The following is an 18315-nucleotide window of genomic DNA, read 5'->3' as shown; positions in this document are numbered from 1 at the left end:
GTCGGATCAGGCCCTCGGATGGGCAAGCCGGTAAGTGGCGGTCAACCGCTCGGTGGAGACGTGTGTGTATATCTGCGTCGTGCCGAGGCTCGCGTGGCCGAGAATCTCCTGCACGGCTCGCAGATCGGCGCCGCCGTCGAGAAGGTGGGTGGCCGCGGTATGGCGCAACGCATGTGGTCCTATCGTCTCGGCGCCCACGATCGGAGCCAGGACCCGGGCGACGAGTTCGTACACCGTACGCGGTCCGATCCGAGCGCCGCGGCTTCCCAGGATGACGGCCGAGGTGTAGCTACGCGATCTCTCCACGAGAGTGGTTCTGCCACGACGAAGGTATGCGCTCAAGGCATCCCGCGCGGGCGTGCCGAACGGCACGACGCGCTCCTTCGCCCCCTTGCCGAGCACACGAGCGGTGGCAAGGTCGAGGTCGAGGTCGTCGATGTCCAGTCCGCAGAGCTCGGAGACGCGAATCCCTGAGCCGTAGAGCAGTTCGAGGATCGCGTGGTCCCGCAGCGCAATCGGGTCGCCCTCCCCTGCGGCGTCGCGGTGGGCGTCGAGCAGGCCGGACATCGCGTCTCTTGAGGCGACGGTGGGCAGAGTCCGTCCCTTCTTCGGCGCGACGAGTCGGAGGCTCGGATCATGTTCGACGAGCGCTTGCTCGTGCGCCCAGCTGAAGAACGCGCGGGCTGTGGCGGAGCGGCGGGCCAGCGTGGATCTCGCATCACCGCGCTGCGTCGCCCGCCACAGCCAATCCCGCAGTACTTCAAGGTCCACCGCGTCGAGTGAGATACCACCTGCTGATGCGTCGAGGTCGCGCAGGTCTGAGCGATACGCCTTCACGGTCGCAGGCGAGAGCCGACGCACCCGCTCCAGGTGGTCGGCGAACGACTCGGTCGCGGCCGCGAGATCCATGATCTCAGCTTGCCCTCGCTCGCGAGGTCTTCCCGGACGCCTCGCCGTCGCGACTCCCGGAGCTTCATCGTCGCCGTGGCTGCGGAGCCCGACGCCACCCCCGATCATCGCGCGCGACATCTCCCTCCAGATGCAGAAGCCCGAGCAAGGCACGTACCCGGTTCGGCGACAGGCCAGACCTTCGCGCAACCTCTTCGACCGACAGGCCTGACCTCGTACTCATCGCGTCGAGGAGTCGAACGCGATTCGGGTCACGTTCGACATGTTCCGCCGGCCGCTCAACGATCTGCCCCCACAGCTCCCGCACCTCGCGGGCGGAAGTGACGCACTGCGCGTCGTACTCGCGCAGTAGACGATGACAACCGGCCGACGTTGTGGAGGTCACGGCGCCCGGAACCGCGCCGAGAGGACGCCCGAGGGTTGCCGCGTGGGCTGCAGTGTTCAACGAACCGCTGCGCCACCCGGCCTCGACGACGACGGTGGCCTGGCCCAGTGCCGCGATCAGCCGGTTCCTCGCGAGGAACCGCCACTTCGTCGGTGCCGTACCGCAGGGCGGCTCGCTCACCAACGCCCCCTCGTCGGCGATCTGTCGTAAGAGCGTCTGGTGCCCGGCCGGGTAGGGGCGGTCGACTCCCCCGGCCAAGAATGCGATCGTCGCACCATGGACGCCGAGCGCGGCACGATGTGCGACGCCGTCGATCCCATAGGCACCGCCCGACACGATCACCGCCCCGCTCGCTGCGAGATCACCGGCGAACTCCGACGCGACGTGCTCGCCGTAACCGCTCGAGGCCCGTGCCCCGACGATCGACACCCGGGGTACCCGGCTCAGCAGCCCGGCGCGACCGCGCACCCAAAGCGCCGTCGGAGCGCTGGGACCGAGATCTCCGAGAGACTCGGGCCAGAACTCGTCTCCGGGGATGATGAGCTGCGCACCGACATCGGCCGCTCCTCGCAGAGCATCGTCTACAGCCTTGATGTGCAGCCGGGGACGCCACCGCGTTCGGGCCTCGACGAGTGCGCGCGTCGCGGAAGCACTCCCGACGCCCGGCGAGAGCAACGAGGCCGAGTCACCCATCGCCAGCGACAGCGCATCTTCTGCACCGAGCGACTCGATCAGCGCGCCGGCGACCGCGTCGCCCGGCTCTGCGATCACGGTCCAAGCGGCACGCGCAACACACTCGCGGAGGTCATCGCCCGGGTGGATGCGCCGGATGACGGCGACCACCTCGGCATCGGCGAGCAGGGTATCGATCATCGCGGCAGCCCCCGCCGCAGATGCAGTGCGCGTCCGATCTCGTCGATGCCGGGGCGGTCGAGCTCAGCCAGGTCAGCCATCGTCCACGCGACGCGGAGCACGCGGTCATAGCCTCGCAGTGTGAGCGCGCCACGCTCGAGTGCGCGGTCCAGCGGCGAGCGGGTGGTCGGCGGGAGGCGCAGAGACCCCTGACGCAACCAGGTACCCGGCACATCGGCGTTGCGTCGCCACCGAGTGCTCCTCAATCGGTGACTCGCCCGCTCCCGAGCAGCCGCGACGCGGTCACGCGCATGGGCCGTCGTCGTGTCTGCTCTCGCTTCACCCATCGCACGTGACGCGGCGACACGACTGACCTGCAGATCGATGTCGATGCGGTCACGGAGCGGTCCCGACAGCCGCGAGGAGTAACGCCGGATCGACATGGGCGGACAGATGCACTCCGCGCCACGGACCCCATGGTTTCCACAGGGGCAGGGATTCATCGCGAGCAACAACTGGAACCTCGCAGGAAACGTGGCAGTGAACCCCGCGCGGTGCACCTCGATCACACCGGACTCGAGTGGTTGCCGAAGCGCATCGAGGGCGACCCGGGAGAACTCCGCTGCCTCGTCGAGGAACAGCACACCTCGATGGGCCCTGGCGATCGCTCCCGGCCTTGCGACGCGTGATCCTCCGCCCACGAGCGCTGCGACAGACGCACTGTGATGCGGCGCCTCGAGCGGTGGCAGCGTGTCCAGCACAGCAACAGACTCACCGCTGAGGGAACGCACGGACGCGACCTCGAGAGCCTCCTGCTCACTGAGCGGCGGCATGACGCCGGGCAGTCTGCGGGCGAGCATCGTCTTGCCTGCGCCCGGAGGCCCACTCAGAAGCATGTGGTGCCCGCCCGCTGCAGCCACGATGAGCGCTTCCACCGCCTCCTCCTGCCCGACGACGTCGGCGAGATCGAGCAGTTCCCGATCGGAGTTCGTCGACGCCGGGCCCTCGACGGCATCGACGTCTGGTGCCTCGACATCGGCGCCGTGCCAGACGGCGACTTCCGCCAGCGACGAAGCCGCTCGCACCTCAACACCCGGCACCAGCTTCGCTTCTGCTTCATTGCCCCTCGGCACGATCACCCGTTCGAATCCGGCGCCTACAGCCGCGAACACGGCAGGGAGGACCCCGGGAACGGGCCGGATTCGACCGTCGAGCCCGAGTTCGCCGACATGGACGGTAGCTGCGATCGAGCGCGGATCGATCAATCCGGCGGCAGCGAGGGAGGCGACTGCGACCCCGAGGTCGAACCCGGCCCCGTGTTTGGGAAGACTCGCCGGAGACAGGTTCACGGTGAGTCGACGCCGAGGCAGGTCAAGTCCGGCGTTCTTGCAGGCGTTGTGCACGCGCTGCACTGCCTCCCCCAGCGACTTGTCCGGCAGCCCGATGATCCGGAACTCGGGAGTCTGATTCGACATGTCCGCCTCGACCTCGACGAGATGCCCGTCGACCCCGGTGAGTGCGACCGCCCATGTGCGCGCGGTGCTCACGCGATGTCCACCAGATGCTCGAGTGCACCGACGGACGGGTCAGGTCCGACGATGCCGATCGCCTCCAGCCGAAGGACGCGACCACGAGCGGCGTCCGGGTGCTCAGCGATCCAGGCCTGCGCGAGTTGCCACAGTCGACGGAGCTTGCGCCGGTCGATCGCCTCGAACGGGTGCCCATATGCAGCCGTTCGTCGTGTCTTCACCTCGACCACCGCGAGATGACCGCCGCACGCGGCGACGATGTCGATCTCACCTTGCGCACAACGCCAGTTCCTGGTGAGCACTGTGTAGCCATTGCCCGTCAGGTGCTGCGCTGCGCGCTCTTCCCCTGCTCTGCCGAGTTCATCCTTCGCTGCCATGTGCCCAGCATCACGCGGGATCCGCGCTGGCGGATCCGATATCGCGACCCTCGTGCGGACATTGGGGAGAAGTCAGCTCTTCGCTTTGATGTGGAGAGAGCCGTCACCGCGATCGCCTTGAGGGCGAGGCCATCACTCTCCGTCGAGCGAGAGCTCCTGCGGGAGCTCGAACTCCCGGCGCTGCAGCTCCTCGACGTTGACGTCTTTGAACGTCAGTACACGCACAGCCTTCACGAAGCGGTCGGCACGGTAGATGTCCCACACCCAGACATCGCTCATCGAGATCTCGAAGTAGAAGTCGTGCTCGGTGTCACGGCGGACGACGTTGACCTCGTTCGCCAGATAGAAACGGCGCTCGGTCTCCACGACGTACTGGAACTGCGACACCACATCCCGGTACTCCCGGAACAGTGCCAGCTCGAGCTCGCGGTCGTAGTCGTCGAAGGCTTCCTCATCCATGATGTCTCCATCCTAGAGTCGTGGGCGGTGCGGTGCGGCATCGCGCTCTTCCGACAGACCGACCGATTCGTTCAGAAGAGCGTGGGAACGTCAGCGATCGCCCAGGACGCCCTATGGAACGGGGATAGTCCGATACTTCGGATGGCATCTCGGTGCTCGGGGCTCGCGTAGCCCTTGTTCCGGTTCCATTGATAAGACGGGTGGCTCTCGTGAAGCTCCGTCATATATGAGTCGCGCGCCACCTTGGCGATCACCGAAGCCGCAGACACCGACGCGCAGTCACGGTCCGCCTTGATCACCGGTCGAACTCGCAACGGCACGGGGTGCACCTTCGACACGTAGTCGTGGTTTCCGTCGAGCAGGATGAGCGCTCCCTCCAGTGCGGCGCCCTGGGCCGCGATGGCCTGAACCGCGCGCGATGCGGCAAGCCCGAGTGCCCGCATGATGCCGTGCTCGTCGACCTCTGCAGCGCTCGCCCAGCCGACCGCAGAGGCCTGCACCCAGGCAGCCGCGCGGGCTGCGACGTCGGGGCGGCGCTTCTCGGTGACGAGCTTTGAGTCGCGGAGGCCCTCGGGCACCCGACGACGAGCGCCTGCCGCATCCATAGCCGCAGCCCCGACGGCGACCGGCCCGGCAAGAGCACCTCGACCGACCTCATCGAGCGAGACGATCAAGTCGCACTCGCCGAGGAGCTGACGCTCCAGGGTGAGACGCGGTGCGACAACGGTCATTCCGGCGCCGGTACGCCGTTGAAGATCTCGTGGTGACCGTCGATCGGCCCCATCCGATTCAGCGGCCATGTCGTGAGGAATGCCTTGCCCACGATGTTCTCCATCGGGACGAAGCCTCCGCTGGGAAGATCCTGGTGCGCACGCGCGTCGCGCGAACGGTCGCGATTGTCACCGAGCAACCAAACGGAGTCCTCGGGGACGACGACGTCGAACGGCTCGTTCGATGCGGCGGTGTCTCCCGGAGGGAGGTTGAGGTAGCTGAGCTCGTCGATGGGTGCCCCGTTGATGGTGATCTGACCCAGGGCGTTGCAGCACACCACATGGTCGCCGGGAAGACCGATGACTCGCTTGACGAGGTGGTCCTGCGAATCGGTCGCAGAGATGCCGACGAAGTTCAGGACCCAGTCGACTGCTTCGACCAGCGGCGGCTGGGCCGGCGTCTGCGGCTGAGCATCGAGCCAGCCACCCGGGTCCTTGAAGACGACGACATCTCCCCGTTCGTAGTCGGTCCACCTCGGTGTGAGCTCGTCGACGAGGATGCGGTCGTTGATCAGCAGCGTGCGTTCCATCGAGGCTGAGGGGATGTAGAAAGAGCGCACGACGAAGCTCTTCACCACGAACGAGACCAGAGCGGCGATCACGACGATCACCAGCACGTCGCGGAGGAAGACCAGGAACCCGCGGCGACGTCTGGAAGTGGGCGCGGACGAGGATTCAGTCATCAGGTTCCTTCACGATCATGCACCGGCTTGCGGCGACGGTATCTAGGTTCGCACACCGTGGGGAGAACACAGCACCCCGGGACATCGTGTCCCGGGGTGCTGTGGAGATGCTGCGACTCAGCGGTCGCGCTTCTCCTTGATCTTCGCCTTCTTGCCACGGAGCTGGCGGAGGTAGTAGAGCTTCGCACGACGCACGTCACCGCGCGTGACGACCTCGATGTGGTCGATCACCGGGGAGTGCACCGGGAAGGTACGCTCGACGCCCACCTGGAAGCTGATCTTGCGGACGCAGAACGTCTCGCGCACACCGTCGCCCTGGCGGCCGATGACGACGCCCTGGAAGACCTGGATACGAGAGCGGCTGCCCTCGGTGATGTTGACGTGCACCTTGACGGTGTCACCGGGGAAGAAGTCCGGGATGTCCGAACGAAGGGAAGCCGCGTCGACGGCGTCGAGGATCTGCATGATCGTCTCTCTCTGCACCCGCCACAGGTCGCATGCATGTTTTCAAAGGAACAAGAAAAGGATTGAACTGTACGGAGCTGACGCGTCCGCGGGCTCCCCTGTGGCAGAGCCGGTCACAGCACAAACAATCATTCTGCCATGGATGCCGCGCCCGTCCAAAACGCCGACGTCAGTCGCGGGTGTCGGTCTCCCGCACCACGATGACCTCGTGCGCCCGCGTCGGAGGCGCCGGTTCATCGACGGTCGGGATCGTGGACCACGTGATGGTCTCGCGCAGTCGGGATCCGCTGCCCTTCGCCTCGTTCCACAATTGCCAGAGCTGCAACCAGATGAGGCCGATACCCGCGATGATCGCCCCGGTGAGCAGCCACGGGAACGCTCCGTCGATGAAGAATCCGACAGCGATCGTGAGCCCGTGCCAAAGCGTGAACCCGGCGACGTCCCACCACGAGACGGCCCTTTCGATGCGGACGGATGGACGGGATCGAGTCAGCAGGGTGAGCAGAAGCTGGCCGACGAAGACCGACGGCATCGCGATGAGGAGCACCCAGAAGATCGACCAGCCGCCCTGGAAGATGCCCCACCCGATCAGCAGCCAGAGTGGCAGCAGGAAAGCCGCCGGAAGGAGCCACCGGAAGAAGGCCTGTCGCAACCACATGCTCAGATCGTACGACGCCGCTCACCCGCGCGCCCCGGTGTTCGCTGAGAGCGGTCGGGGATCCTGCCGCGCCGGATCAGGGAGAATGGACATGACGAGAGGACACCCGATGATCGAACTGCGCACCCCTGCTGAGATCGATGAGATGCGCGCGGCAGGACGATTCGTCGCCGAGACGCTGGCGACGCTGCGCGACGAGACGAAGGTCGGGACGAACCTCCTCTCGATCGATCGCCGCGCGCACGACATGATCCGCAAGGCCGGAGCCGAATCCTGCTACATCGACTACCACCCTTCCTTCGGCGCGAGCCCCTTCGGCAAGGTCATCTGCACCTCGGTCAACGACGCGGTGCTGCATGGGCTCCCCCACGACTACACGCTGCGCGACGGCGACCTCGTCACGCTCGACTTCGCCGTGTCGGTAGACGGATGGGTCGCTGACTCCGCAGTGTCGTTCGTCGTCGGAACGGCGCGTGAAGAAGATCTCCGACTCATCGACACCACCGAGCGCGCCTTGACCGCCGCTATCGACACCGCCACGGTCGGGAACCGCATCGGAGACATCTCCGCCGCCGTCGCGGCAGTCGCGCACGGCGACGGCTACTCGATCAACACCGACTTCGGCGGACACGGTGTCGGACGCACGATGCACGGAGACCCCCATGTCCCGAACGACGGCCGCGCCGGTCGGGGATTCCCCCTGCGTGCCGGGCTGGTCCTCGCACTGGAGCCGTGGTTCCTGGCGACGACAGACGAGCTGGTCACAGACCCGGACGGGTGGACTCTACGCAGCGCTGACGGCTCCCGCGGCGCGCACTCGGAGCACACCATCGCGATCACGGAAGACGGCCCGATCATCCTCACGGACCGGTCCTTCCTCGGTGTCGACTGAGGGTGTTCCGCGCCCCGACGGCGCGGGGCCGACTCGACGTCGGTGACGGGCGCCGAGCCTTTTGAAGACTCCACCTGCGGCGTATGCCATCCTGAGTCCATGATTCCGCAGGACCGTCACGTGCCGGAGCGTCTGCTCCTCGCTCGGCACGGGCAGACGACCTGGAACGTACAGCATCGCTTGCAGGGCCAGCTCGACTCCCCTCTCACCGACGAAGGCATCGAGCAAGCTCAAGCGATCGCGGCGAGGGTCGTGAATGCCGGCGTGCACACCGTGTGCTCCAGCCCACTCGGCCGAGCGATGCAGACCTCGATCATCATCGCCGACAGGATCGGTGCCGACCTCATCGAGGTTCCGGAACTCGCTGAGCTCGATCACGGAGAGCTGGCAGGCATGACCTGGGATGAGATCGATGATGTCTATCCGACTGCGAGAGAAGAGCGCGCCGCGAACCGCTACGGCTGGGCCTTCCCCGGTGGCGAGAGCTATGCGCAGGCCAGGGCGCGGGCTCGCAAGGCTCTCAGCAGCTGCGGATGGGCGTCAGAGGGCACACCACTGCTCGTGAGCCACGAGATGATCGGACGCATGCTTCGCGCCGAGCTGCGAGGGCTCGACGCCTCGAGCGCCCTCGCATTGAGGCATCCGCACGGAGTCGTCTTCGAGATCGATGGGCGGTCGGAGCGCATGCTCTGACGAATACCCGGACCGGATTCGGCTCTCAGCCCCGATCAGGACTGAGCGGAGTCGTCGTCCGGGAGAAGATCGGGACGACGATTCTTCGTGCGCTCGAGCTGCTGTTCACGACGCCAGGCGGCGATCGCGGCGTGGTTTCCGCTCAGCAGCACCTCCGGCACGGAACGCTCGCGCCATGATGCGGGTTTCGTGTAGGAGGGGTACTCCAGCAGGCCGTCTTCGTGGGACTCCTCGACGAGGCTCTCAGGGTTGCCGACGACGCCGGGGATGAGTCGACCGATGGCTTCGATCATCGCCATCGTGGCGACCTCTCCCCCGTTGAGCACGTAGTCGCCGAGGCTGACCAGACGCACTTCTCCGAGGGCCGCGGCATACTCGAACACGCGCTCGTCGATACCTTCGTAACGACCGCAGCCGAACACGAGATGCTCGCGCGTGGCCAACTGACGCGCCGTCTTCTGCGTGAAGACCTCGCCGGCAGGCGACGGGAAGATGATCGTCGGACGCTCGGAACCCGGGGCCTCGGAAGCACCGGCGACCTCATCGAGCGCGAGCCCCCAGGGCTCCGGCTTCATGACCATCCCGGCACCGCCCCCGTAGGGAGTGTCGTCCACCGTACGGTGACGATCGGAAGTCCAGTCCCTCAGGTCTCGTACCCGGAGGTCGATGATGCCCGCTTCCTGGGCCTTCCCGAGCAGGGAGAGCGTCAGAGCGTCGAAGTAGGACGGGAAGATGGAGACGACGTCGATACGCACGGGGGAACCGTATCAGCGCTCACTCGGCCGCTTCGGCGTCCGCGCCGGACTGCGGCTCGGCATCCGCGGCATCCGGCAGCTCCTCGAACAGACCTGCCGGCGGCGTCACGATCACTCGGCCGGCGGCGACATCGACGGTCGGGACGATTGCCGAGACGAACGGCACCATGACCTCATTCTCGCCCGCCTTGACGATCAGGAGATCCTGTGCCGGGAAGTGCTCGACACGGACGACGCGGCCGACGATCGTGTCGTCGCGGACGACGTCGAGCCCGACGAGCTGGTGGTCGAACCAGGCGTCATTCTCGACCTCGTCGACATCGTGGTCGATCCAGAGGATCGCCTTGACGAGACTCTCTGCCGCGTCGCGGTCTTCGACGTCGTCGAAGAAGACGACGGGGTTGCCGTTCATCACCCGGTACTCGCGGACGGTGATGTCCTTGCCGTGCCACGGAGATGCCTCTGGCACCTGCACCGTGAACCCGGCACCGGGAGTGAAGCGGCCTTCGGGATTGTCGGTGTACAGCTCGAGCTTGAGCCCGCCCTTGAGGCCGTGAGCCTTGACGAGGCGTCCGACACGCAGCTGATTCTTGCCCTGGTTGCGGTCCTTCGGCACCACGTCAGTCGTCCGCGACATCGACGCGGACCCGACGCCCGTCAGCGAGTGCGCTGACGAGAGTGCGAAGGGCCTTCGCAGTGCGGCCGCCGCGCCCGATCACGCGTCCACGGTCATCGGGGTGCACACGCACCTCGAGGAGGTCGCCTCGCGGCGAAGTGGATTCGTTGATACGGACATCTTCCGGGTGATCGACGATCCCCTTGACGATGTGTTCGAGCGCGGCGGCGAGCACGACGGATTACTCTGCGTCTGCTGCGGGAGCCTCAGCGGCCTCCGCGTCGGCCGCGGCGGGAGCCTCCTCAGCGGGGGCCTCCACCTTCTTCTCGACCTTGGGCTTGACGACAGACTTCTTGGAGCCGTCGATCTCGAACGGAACCTTGGGCTCCTTGACCTTGAGCGTGGACTTCGCGTCAGCGTCGCCCTTGAACTTGCCCCAGTCGCCCGTGATCTTGAGGATGGCGGCGACCTGCTCGGTCGGCTGTGCGCCGACGGAGAGCCAGTACTGCGCACGCTCGGAGTTGACCTCGATGAAGGAGGGCTCCTCGGTGGGGTGGTACTTGCCGATCTCCTCGATCACGCGACCATCGCGCTTGGTCTTCGAGTCGGCGACGACGATGCGGTAGTACGGCGCACGGATCTTGCCCAGGCGCTTGAGACGAATCTTGACAGCCACGATTCTCCTGAATTGTGTGGAAGGAAACGAACTGATCGCCTGGAGAGTGGGGTGCACACCCGGCGGAAGCTCAAATGAGTGTGGACACCTGCCGGATAGAGGGTCGAGCAGGTGGTCCGACCCTCTATTCTGCCAGATGCACGCCCCAGGCGCGAAACGTGGCGAAACCGGCGTTGCCGTGTCGCGCCGCACGCGTGCCAGACTGTGCGGGTGAAGCTCGAGTTCGCCTCATCGCCCCGGTCCACCGTCGGCCTCGAATGGGAGATCATGCTCGCCGATCCCGCGAGCGGTGACCTCGTCGGACGCGCCCCCGAACTGCTCGCTGCACTCGAGGCCGAGAGCGCCGATGAGCGCCATACCGTCACAGGTGAACTACTCACGAACACGATAGAGGTCACGAGCGGCATCGGAGATTCGGTGGCACACGCCGTCGACGACATCGCCAACGCGATCGCGGCCGTCCGCTCAGCTACCGACCCTGCGGGAATCGAGCTTCTGTCGGCGGGAAGTCATCCGTTCGCACAGTGGTTCGACCAGCAGGTGACCGACAAGTCGCGCTACCACACCCTGATCGAGCGCACTCAGTGGTGGGGGCGCAACATGATGATCTGGGGCATCCATGTGCACATCGGCGTGGAGGACCACCGCAAGGTGTTCCCCATCATCAACGCCCTCGCCGGATTCCTCCCCCATCTGCAGTCGCTGGCCGCGTCGAGCCCCTACTGGGCGGGCGAACGCACCGGGTACGCGTCGAACCGAGCGCTGGTGTTCCAGCAGCTCCCTACCGCCGGACTCCCCTGGCCTCTGCATGACTGGTCGCAGTACGAGTCCTACCTCGACGACATGGTGCGCACGGGCGTGATGGCCGACGCGACGGAAGTGCGCTGGGACATTCGCCCGGCTCCACGCTGGGGAACCATCGAAGTCCGGGCGTGCGACGGCCTGTCGACCCTTCCCGAGCTGGCATCGGTCGCCTCTCTCGTCCAGGTGCTCGTGGAGCATTTCTCCCGCCAACTCGACGAGGGAAAGACGCTCCCGGAGCTTCCCGCCTGGTTCCACCGCGAGAACAAATGGCGTGCGGCACGATATGGCCTCGAGGCGCGGATCATCGTCGACGCCGAAGGCACCCAGCGTCCGGTACGAGAGCATCTGGCCGAGACGCTCGACGAGCTGGCTCCGGTGGCCCTGGAGCTCGGTTGTGTTCGGGAGTTCGGCGGCGTCGCGACGATCCTGGAGAGTGGTGCGAGCTACGCACGTCAGCTCGCCGTGGCGGATGCCGCAGGAGGCGACCTCACAGCGGTGGTCAGGCATCTGATCCGCGAGTTCCGCTCCGGGCCGGAGGCTTCAACCGAGGTACCGTAGCCGTCGGTGAGGGCGATGCGTTCAATCCTCGACGAGTCGCCGAGCGAGCCCCTCATCGAGGACGACGTCAGTGATGAGCCCGGCAGCCAATGCGGCGCGAAGGCTCACCAGCTTGGGGATCCCCGAGACGACGCAGACCCGACGCGGAACGCGTCGAAGACGGTCCAGGCCAGGTCCGGTCGCCCTGGCATTGACCCTGATGTCACGCCACGAGCCGTCTGAGCGGAAGAAGACCGTCGCGACGTCGCCGATCGCGTGATCCTCACGGAGACTGCGGTAGTCGTCGCGTCCGAGATAGCCACCGACGTAGACGCGACTGGGCACTTCAGCTGCAGGAGACCCGAGGCTGAAAACGGCGACGTCCATCTTCGCCTGAAGGTCGAGCACACGACGCGTACTCCGCTCGCGCCACATCGCCTCCCGTGTCGCCGGGTCATCGAAGAATGCGGGAACGGGGAACTGCTGCACCTGCGCGCCGAAGGCGCTGCCGAAGCGTTGCAGGATGTCGCTGGAGTACTCCACTCCTGTCGTCTGCGTGTTGCCGGCGCCGTTGAGCTGCACGAAGGTCGTGTTGTGGGTCTCCTTCTGTGTGAGACCACGACTCACCGCGCTGATGGTCGATCCCCACGCGACGCCGATCACCATGTTCGAATCGACGAACTGCGACAGCAGACGGCCGGCGGTGAGCGCCACGCGCTCGAGACGCTCCACCTCGCTGAGGATCTCCGGCATCGGTACGACGTGCGCCGCCACGCGATGCCGATCGCGGATCCGATGTTCGAGCATGCCGAGGCGCTCGAGGGGCGAGTTGATCCGGATGTCCACCAGACCGCTCTCCCGCGCGAAGCTCAGCAGACGCGAGACGGACGACCGGGAGGTGCCAAGCTCCTTCGCGATGACCTCCATGGTCTTGTCCTGCATGTAGTAGAGCTGCGCCGCAGTGAGCGCCGCGATCAGCTTGCTGTCGCGTGATTCCGGGCTTACACCGACCATGACATCCTCCTCATCCATGATCCTTGCACATATGTGCAGTGGGCTTGCGCGGGATGCCACACAGGTCGATGCTGGTTGGCAAGTAGGAAGAGAGGGTCGACGATGATCGATTCGACACACTCGTCAGCGGAGCGCGAAGAAGTTCGTGGCGTCCGTGAATCCGGACGCACGAGCGTCCTCGTCATCGGCGGCGGGATCAACGGCATCTCGACGTTCCGCGACCTGGCACTCCAAGGAGTCGACGTCGTGCTCGTCGAGCGCGGGGACTTCGCCTCCGGCGCGTCGGCGGCGTCCAGCCACATGATCCACGGCGGCATCCGCTATCTCGAGAACGGCGAATTCCGACTCGTGCGCGAGTCCGTGGAAGAACGCAACGGCCTTCTCAAGATCGCCCCGCACTACGTCAAGCCGCTGCAGACGACGATCCCGATCTATTCGACCTTCTCGGGCATCCTTTCCGCTCCTCTGCGCTTCCTGACGCATAAGAGCGGCAAGCCCCAGGAGCGCGGCGCCTTCCTGATCAAGGTCGGCCTGACGATCTACGACACGTTCTCCCGCGACGGCGGAATGGTTCCTCGACACCGCTTCCTCGGACGCAAGAAGTCCCTCGCCGAGTTGCCTTCGCTCGACCCGAAGATCAAGTACACCGCGACGTACTACGACGCCTCGATGCACGACCCCGAGCGGCTCGCCCTCGACGTGCTGCAGGACGGCCTCACGGCGCACCCCGGTGCGCACGCCCTCAACTACGTCGAAGCGATCGCGCGCGAAGACGACAAGGTCGTGCTCCGCGACCGCGAGAGCGGCACCGAGTTCACGGTGCAGGCCGATGTGGTCGTGAACGCCTCCGGCCCGTGGACCGATCTGACGAATGACGCGCTCGGCACCGACACCCGCTTCATGGGCGGCACCAAGGGATCGCACATCGTGCTCGATCACCCCGAGCTGCTCGAGGCGACCCAGGGTCGCGAGATCTTCTTCGAGCACTCCGACGGCCGCATCGTGCTCATCTACCCGCTCAAGGGACGGGTCCTTGTCGGCACGACCGATATCGACGCCGACCCTCGTGAGATCCCGGTGTGCACGGAGGAGGAGGTCGACTACTTCTTCGACCTGATCCACCACGTGTTCCCGACCATCGCGGTCAAGCGCGACCAGATCGTGTACAAGTTCTCGGGCATCCGCCCGCTCCCGCGCCACGAGGACACCGCTCCCGGCTTCGTTTCCCGCGACTACCGCATCGAGGTCGACGAGAAGGGTGCGGTCCCGCTCGTCAGCCTCGTCGGCGGCAAGTGGACGACGTTCCGCGCGCTCGGTGAGTCCCTCTCCGACATCGTGCTCGGCCTCATCGACCGCACCAGGACGGTCTCGACGGCCGGACGCGCCATCGGCGGAGGACGCGCGTTCCCACGCACGGAGAAGGCGAAGCGCATCTGGTTCGAAGAGAACCTTCCGGGGGCAGGCGCTCGGGCAGACCGTCTGCTCGCCCGCTACGGGACACGGGCCGCTCAGGTCTGGGAGTACGTCGAGCAGGGAGCGGATGCACCGCTCGCCGGCGGTGACCTTTCCACACGCGAGCTCGAATGGATGGTGCAGAACGAGATGGTGGCCCGGCTCGAGGACGTCGTCCTCCGCCGCACCAGCATCGCATTCACCGGTGGCGCGAATGCCGAGGTGCTCGATGAGATCGCTGATGCTCTGGCGCCGATGCTCGGCTGGGACCGCTCGCGTCACGACGCCGAGCTCGAACAGACCCGCGAACTGCTGAACGAAAGACACGGACTCGACATCCCGTCCCGCACCCGCGGCTGACAGGATCTCGCACTGCCGCCCTCCTCGCGGTGCAACTCCCATAAAGTGTCGGGGCAGAGGGGCCTCGACACACAAGAAAGGTCAAAGAAGACATGGCTGATGTGAATCTCGGTCTCTACTTCCTCTCCGAACTGGTCGGCACGGCGATGCTGGTGCTGCTCGGATGTGGTGTCGTAGCGAACGTCGCTCTCGCGAAGAACAAGGGCTTCGGCGGCGGCTTCCTGATGGTCAACTGGGGATGGGGCCTCGCGGTCTTCGCCGGTGTGCTCGTCTCGGCGTACTCCGGTGCGATCCTCAACCCGGCCGTCGGAATCGGCCTGCTGATCTCGGGCACGATCGACTTCCCGATGTTCCTGGTCGCCACCGCGGCTGAGCTCGTCGGCGCGATCATCGGTGCGATCGTCGTGTGGCTCGCCTACAAACAGCACTTCGACGAGGAGCCGGAGGCCGCCAACAAGCTCGGCGTCTTCTCGACCGGTCCCGCGATCCGCTCGTACGGCTGGAACCTCGTCACGGAGATCATCGGCACCTTCGTGCTGGTCTTCGTGATCCTCGCCTTCGCCGACTACGGCGACATCGAGGTCGGCACGCCCGGAGGCCTCGGACCGCTCACGGCCCTCCCCGTGGCACTGCTCGTGGTCGCCATCGGCGCCTCGCTCGGTGGACCGACCGGTTACGCGATCAACCCTGCACGTGACCTCGGTCCGCGCATCGCTCACGCGATCCTGCCGATCAAGGGCAAGGGCTCGAGCGACTGGTCCTACTCGTGGGTCCCGGTGGTCGGGCCGCTCATCGGTGGTGCGATCGCCGCTGCTGCAGCTCCCGTCCTGCTGCACCTCGCCTGAACGACCTGAATTCAAAGGAGAACACAATGGCTGACTACATTCTCGCCATCGACCAGGGAACGACTTCGAGCCGCGCGATCATCTTCGACAAGAAGGGCAGCATCATCGCGACGGGCCAGAAGGAGCACGAGCAGATCCTGCCGAAGGCCGGCTGGGTCGAGCACGATGCGGCAGAGATCTGGCGCAACGTCCAGGAGGTCATCGGTCTGGCGCTGAGCCGCGCCGACCTCACCCGCCATGACATCGCCGCAGTGGGCATCACCAACCAGCGCGAAACCGCGGTCGTCTGGGACAAGAAGACCGGCAAGCCCGCCTACAACGCCATCGTCTGGCAGGACACCCGCACCCAGGACATCGTCGATCGCCTCGCTGCTGATGGTGGCGTCGAGAGGTTCAAGCCGGTCGTCGGTCTCCCGCTCGCGACCTACTTCTCGGGCACCAAGATCGCCTGGATCCTGGAGAACGTCGACGGCGCTCGCGAGAAGGCGGAAGCCGGAGACCTTATCTTCGGCACCACCGACAGCTGGGTGCTCTGGAACCTGACGGGCGGCGCCGACGGCGGTGTGCACGTGACCGACGTCACCAACGCGTCGCGCACGATGTTCATGGACCTCGAGACGCTCGAATGGCGCGACGACATTCTCGAGGCGTTCGGCGTGCCGCGCTCGATGATGCCGGAGATCCGTTCGTCCTCCGAGGTGTACGGCGCGGCGGAGGACTCCTCTCTGTTGCGAGAGACGCCGATCGCCGGCATCCTCGGCGACCAGCAGGCCGCGACGTTCGGGCAGGCAGCGTTCCAGACCGGTGAGAGTAAGAACACCTACGGAACCGGCTGCTTCCTGATCTTCAACACGGGCGAAGAGATCGTCCATTCGAAGAACGGGCTGCTGACCACCGTCGGGTACAAGCTCGGCGACGGCCCGACCCACTACGCGCTCGAGGGTTCGATCGCGGTCACCGGATCTCTGATCCAGTGGCTGCGTGACCAGCTCGGCATCATCTCCTCCGCACCTGAGGTCGAGGAGCTGGCGGACAAGGTCGACGACAACGGCGGCGTGTACATCGTCCCGGCGTTCTCCGGCCTGTTCGCGCCGTACTGGCGCCCGGACGCCCGTGGGGCGATCGTCGGCCTCACGCGCTACGCCAACAAGAACCACATCGCGCGCGCAGCTCTCGAAGCCGTGGCCTTCCAGACGCGCGACGTGCTCGATGCGGTCAACGCGGACGCCGGTGTGGACCTGACCGAGCTCAAGGTCGACGGCGGCATGGTCGCCAACGATGCACTCATGCAGTTCCAGGCTGACGTCCTCGGCGTTCCGGTCGTGCGTCCGGTGGTCGCGGAGACCACCGCGCTCGGCGCGGCCTACGCTGCGGGACTCGCAGTCGGGTTCTGGAACGGCCTCGATGATCTTTCTGCCAACTGGCAGGAGGACAAGCGCTGGGAGCCGTCGATGGAAGCCGGAGAACGCGACCGTCAGCTGCGCCTGTGGCGCAAGGCCGTCACCAAGTCGATGGACTGGGTCGACGAAGACGTAAAGTGATCTGACACCAAGACGAAGCGGGTCCGGAGCTCTTGCTCCGGACCCGCTTCTCCGTCCCACCGAAAGAAGCGTCGGACCGTCAGAATCCGTTGATCGAGGCGAAGAACGCGCCGGTGCCGTCGACGGCGATCCGTCCGCTCTCATCGCTCGACGTAACCTGCTCGTACCCGGCATCGCTCCAGTAGAAGACATCCGCCGAGATCTCTCCGACGCCTTGTCCGAACATCTGCTGAGCGAATCCGTGCAAGTCCTGCACGACGTGGATCGCCTCCGGTCCGGTGATGACGTGGAACGCCACGTGATGACGAGAGGGTACGGCGAAGAGCACGCCGTGGGGCGCAGAAGCGACGCCGGCGGCGGCCAGAAGGCCCGGGAAGTCGAGTACGCGACTCGCCGTGAACATCGAGTCCGAGACGATCGCCTGGAAAGCTCCGTTGCCAGTGTCGAGGGTGTGGATCTCGTCGATCGGCTCGGTCGACACCGCCGCGAGGGCGGCCGCCCACAGCTGTTCGGCCTCGAACCGGTCGACGATCGAGTCAGGAACGGCACTCGTGATCTCGGGATGATCCAGCATGAGGATCACCTCGAGGCCGTCCACGATCGCACGGCGGTATCTGAACGTTTCGCGTTGGGCCGCCGGAAGGTACGCCGAAGGAATGAGACGCGCTTTGATCAGCGAGAGGATCTCGTCATCGGAGAGATCCTCATCCCGAGGTGCGGACTGCCGGCTGAGCAGCCCCGAGATATGGCGTTCGACAACCTCGGGCCAGTTCGACTCCGGCTCGAGCTTCACAGCGCGGGAGAGGTTGTAGAGCCCGTACTGCGCCCCGGATGCTCCCTCGGCGTAGTCGCCGTGCAGGGTGATCGCCCCCTCTGCCGCAGGCCACTTCGACGCGAACAGCGTCCGCAGGAGCGCGGCCTCACGAACAGTGAGGTCTTCAAGGTCGGGATCGGGCTGTGAGTTGTTCGACTTCTTACCGAAATTCAGAAACCCCACGCAGTACCCTCCTCCGATGGGTCACCGTCCGAAGAACCTCCTCGGC

At 66.0% G+C, this 18315-nt stretch carries 21 protein-coding genes; 6 read left to right on the top strand and 15 right to left on the bottom strand.

Translation table 11 applies throughout. The features are described from left to right. Window positions 1-6: 6 nt before the first annotated feature. The 9 genes from ACIQTX_RS11230 to ACIQTX_RS11190 all read right to left on the bottom strand — a co-directional run bounded on the left by ACIQTX_RS11230 (window position 7) and on the right by ACIQTX_RS11190 (window position 7087). Window positions 7-909, bottom strand: a complete 903-nt coding sequence (locus tag ACIQTX_RS11230; protein ID WP_402972141.1) for a tyrosine recombinase XerC — start codon at window positions 907-909, stop codon at window positions 7-9. 64 nt (window positions 910-973) lie between these two features. Next, the gene (dprA, locus tag ACIQTX_RS11225; protein WP_402972139.1) at window positions 974-2167 is read right to left on the bottom strand and encodes a DNA-processing protein DprA; all 1194 of its coding nucleotides are present in this window, start codon (window positions 2165-2167) and stop codon (window positions 974-976) included. Continuing rightward, on the bottom strand, window positions 2164-3693 hold the full coding sequence (locus tag ACIQTX_RS11220; protein WP_402972137.1) for a YifB family Mg chelatase-like AAA ATPase: 1530 nt from the start codon (window positions 3691-3693) through the stop codon (window positions 2164-2166). The genes dprA and ACIQTX_RS11220 overlap by 4 nt, the downstream gene beginning before the upstream one ends. Continuing rightward, window positions 3690-4052 carry a YraN family protein gene (locus ACIQTX_RS11215; protein ID WP_402972135.1) on the bottom strand — a complete coding sequence of 121 codons (363 nt, stop codon included), beginning with the start codon at window positions 4050-4052 and terminating at the stop codon, window positions 3690-3692. Before ACIQTX_RS11215 ends, ACIQTX_RS11220 begins: the two co-directional genes overlap by 4 nt. 132 nt (window positions 4053-4184) lie before the next feature. Beyond that, on the bottom strand, window positions 4185-4511 hold the full coding sequence (locus ACIQTX_RS11210) for a DUF2469 family protein (protein ID WP_017204525.1): 327 nt from the start codon (window positions 4509-4511) through the stop codon (window positions 4185-4187). Window positions 4512-4582: 71 nt separating this feature from the next. Then, a complete protein-coding gene (locus ACIQTX_RS11205) occupies window positions 4583-5242 on the bottom strand; it encodes a ribonuclease HII (RefSeq protein ID WP_402972133.1) in 660 nt (219 codons plus the stop codon). Continuing rightward, complete coding sequence (gene lepB / locus ACIQTX_RS11200) at window positions 5239-5964, bottom strand: signal peptidase I (protein ID WP_028501972.1); 726 nt, start codon at window positions 5962-5964, stop codon at window positions 5239-5241. The genes ACIQTX_RS11205 and lepB overlap by 4 nt, the downstream gene beginning before the upstream one ends. A gap of 117 nt (window positions 5965-6081) precedes the next feature. Further along, the gene (gene rplS, locus ACIQTX_RS11195; RefSeq protein WP_028501973.1) at window positions 6082-6429 is read right to left on the bottom strand and encodes a 50S ribosomal protein L19; all 348 of its coding nucleotides are present in this window, start codon (window positions 6427-6429) and stop codon (window positions 6082-6084) included. 169 nt (window positions 6430-6598) lie between these two features. Further along, complete coding sequence (locus tag ACIQTX_RS11190; protein WP_105525452.1) at window positions 6599-7087, bottom strand: MFS transporter permease; 489 nt, start codon at window positions 7085-7087, stop codon at window positions 6599-6601. Window positions 7088-7196: 109 nt separating this feature from the next. Between ACIQTX_RS11190 and map the strand changes: the two genes are divergently transcribed. Together map and ACIQTX_RS11180 are read left to right on the top strand one after the other, a co-directional pair. Next, window positions 7197-7979: a type I methionyl aminopeptidase gene (gene map / locus ACIQTX_RS11185; RefSeq protein WP_028501975.1), complete on the top strand. Its 783-nt coding sequence runs from the start codon at window positions 7197-7199 to the stop codon at window positions 7977-7979. 99 nt (window positions 7980-8078) lie between these two features. Further along, the gene (locus ACIQTX_RS11180; protein WP_402972129.1) at window positions 8079-8672 is read left to right on the top strand and encodes a histidine phosphatase family protein; all 594 of its coding nucleotides are present in this window, start codon (window positions 8079-8081) and stop codon (window positions 8670-8672) included. Window positions 8673-8707: 35 nt separating this feature from the next. On the opposite strand, the gene trmD is transcribed toward ACIQTX_RS11180, so the two are convergent. The 4 genes from trmD to rpsP are packed head-to-tail and all read right to left on the bottom strand — an operon-like array spanning window position 8708 to window position 10719. Next, window positions 8708-9427 carry a tRNA (guanosine(37)-N1)-methyltransferase TrmD gene (gene trmD, locus ACIQTX_RS11175; RefSeq protein ID WP_402972127.1) on the bottom strand — a complete coding sequence of 240 codons (720 nt, stop codon included), beginning with the start codon at window positions 9425-9427 and terminating at the stop codon, window positions 8708-8710. Between the two features lie 19 nt (window positions 9428-9446). Further along, window positions 9447-10064 (bottom strand): ribosome maturation factor RimM, encoded by a 618-nt coding sequence (rimM, locus tag ACIQTX_RS11170; protein ID WP_402972125.1) that lies wholly within the window; start codon window positions 10062-10064, stop codon window positions 9447-9449. Beyond that, window positions 10048-10278, bottom strand: coding sequence for an RNA-binding protein (locus ACIQTX_RS11165; protein ID WP_017830729.1), 231 nt, complete (start codon window positions 10276-10278; stop codon window positions 10048-10050). The genes rimM and ACIQTX_RS11165 overlap by 17 nt, the downstream gene beginning before the upstream one ends. Before the next feature lie 6 nt (window positions 10279-10284). Continuing rightward, window positions 10285-10719, bottom strand: coding sequence for a 30S ribosomal protein S16 (rpsP, locus tag ACIQTX_RS11160; protein WP_028501979.1), 435 nt, complete (start codon window positions 10717-10719; stop codon window positions 10285-10287). A gap of 210 nt (window positions 10720-10929) precedes the next feature. Between rpsP and ACIQTX_RS11155 the strand changes: the two genes are divergently transcribed. Beyond that, entirely contained in the window at window positions 10930-12081 is a 1152-nt protein-coding gene (locus tag ACIQTX_RS11155) for a glutamate--cysteine ligase (RefSeq protein WP_402972122.1), read from the top strand. A gap of 21 nt (window positions 12082-12102) precedes the next feature. On the opposite strand, the gene ACIQTX_RS11150 is transcribed toward ACIQTX_RS11155, so the two are convergent. Then, a complete protein-coding gene (locus ACIQTX_RS11150; protein WP_036274056.1) occupies window positions 12103-13074 on the bottom strand; it encodes a sugar-binding transcriptional regulator in 972 nt (323 codons plus the stop codon). Window positions 13075-13176: 102 nt separating this feature from the next. On the opposite strand from ACIQTX_RS11150, the gene ACIQTX_RS11145 reads away from it, so the two are divergent. The 3 genes from ACIQTX_RS11145 to glpK all read left to right on the top strand — a co-directional run bounded on the left by ACIQTX_RS11145 (window position 13177) and on the right by glpK (window position 17272). Beyond that, complete coding sequence (locus ACIQTX_RS11145; protein ID WP_028501982.1) at window positions 13177-14886, top strand: glycerol-3-phosphate dehydrogenase/oxidase; 1710 nt, start codon at window positions 13177-13179, stop codon at window positions 14884-14886. Between the two features lie 92 nt (window positions 14887-14978). Then, the gene (locus ACIQTX_RS11140) at window positions 14979-15731 is read left to right on the top strand and encodes an MIP/aquaporin family protein (RefSeq protein ID WP_028501983.1); all 753 of its coding nucleotides are present in this window, start codon (window positions 14979-14981) and stop codon (window positions 15729-15731) included. 26 nt (window positions 15732-15757) lie between these two features. Then, a complete protein-coding gene (gene glpK, locus ACIQTX_RS11135; protein ID WP_105525458.1) occupies window positions 15758-17272 on the top strand; it encodes a glycerol kinase GlpK in 1515 nt (504 codons plus the stop codon). A 79-nt stretch (window positions 17273-17351) separates the two neighbouring features. Here glpK and ACIQTX_RS11130 read toward each other — a convergent pair whose 3' ends face one another. After that, a complete protein-coding gene (locus tag ACIQTX_RS11130) occupies window positions 17352-18269 on the bottom strand; it encodes a hypothetical protein (RefSeq protein WP_402972119.1) in 918 nt (305 codons plus the stop codon). Between the last annotated feature and the right edge of the window lie 46 nt (window positions 18270-18315).

The organism is Microbacterium sp. NPDC090281, assembly GCF_044769635.1.
Classification (GTDB): Bacteria; Actinomycetota; Actinomycetes; order Actinomycetales; family Microbacteriaceae; genus Microbacterium.
This window is presented reverse-complemented; position numbering and strand designations above follow the sequence as displayed.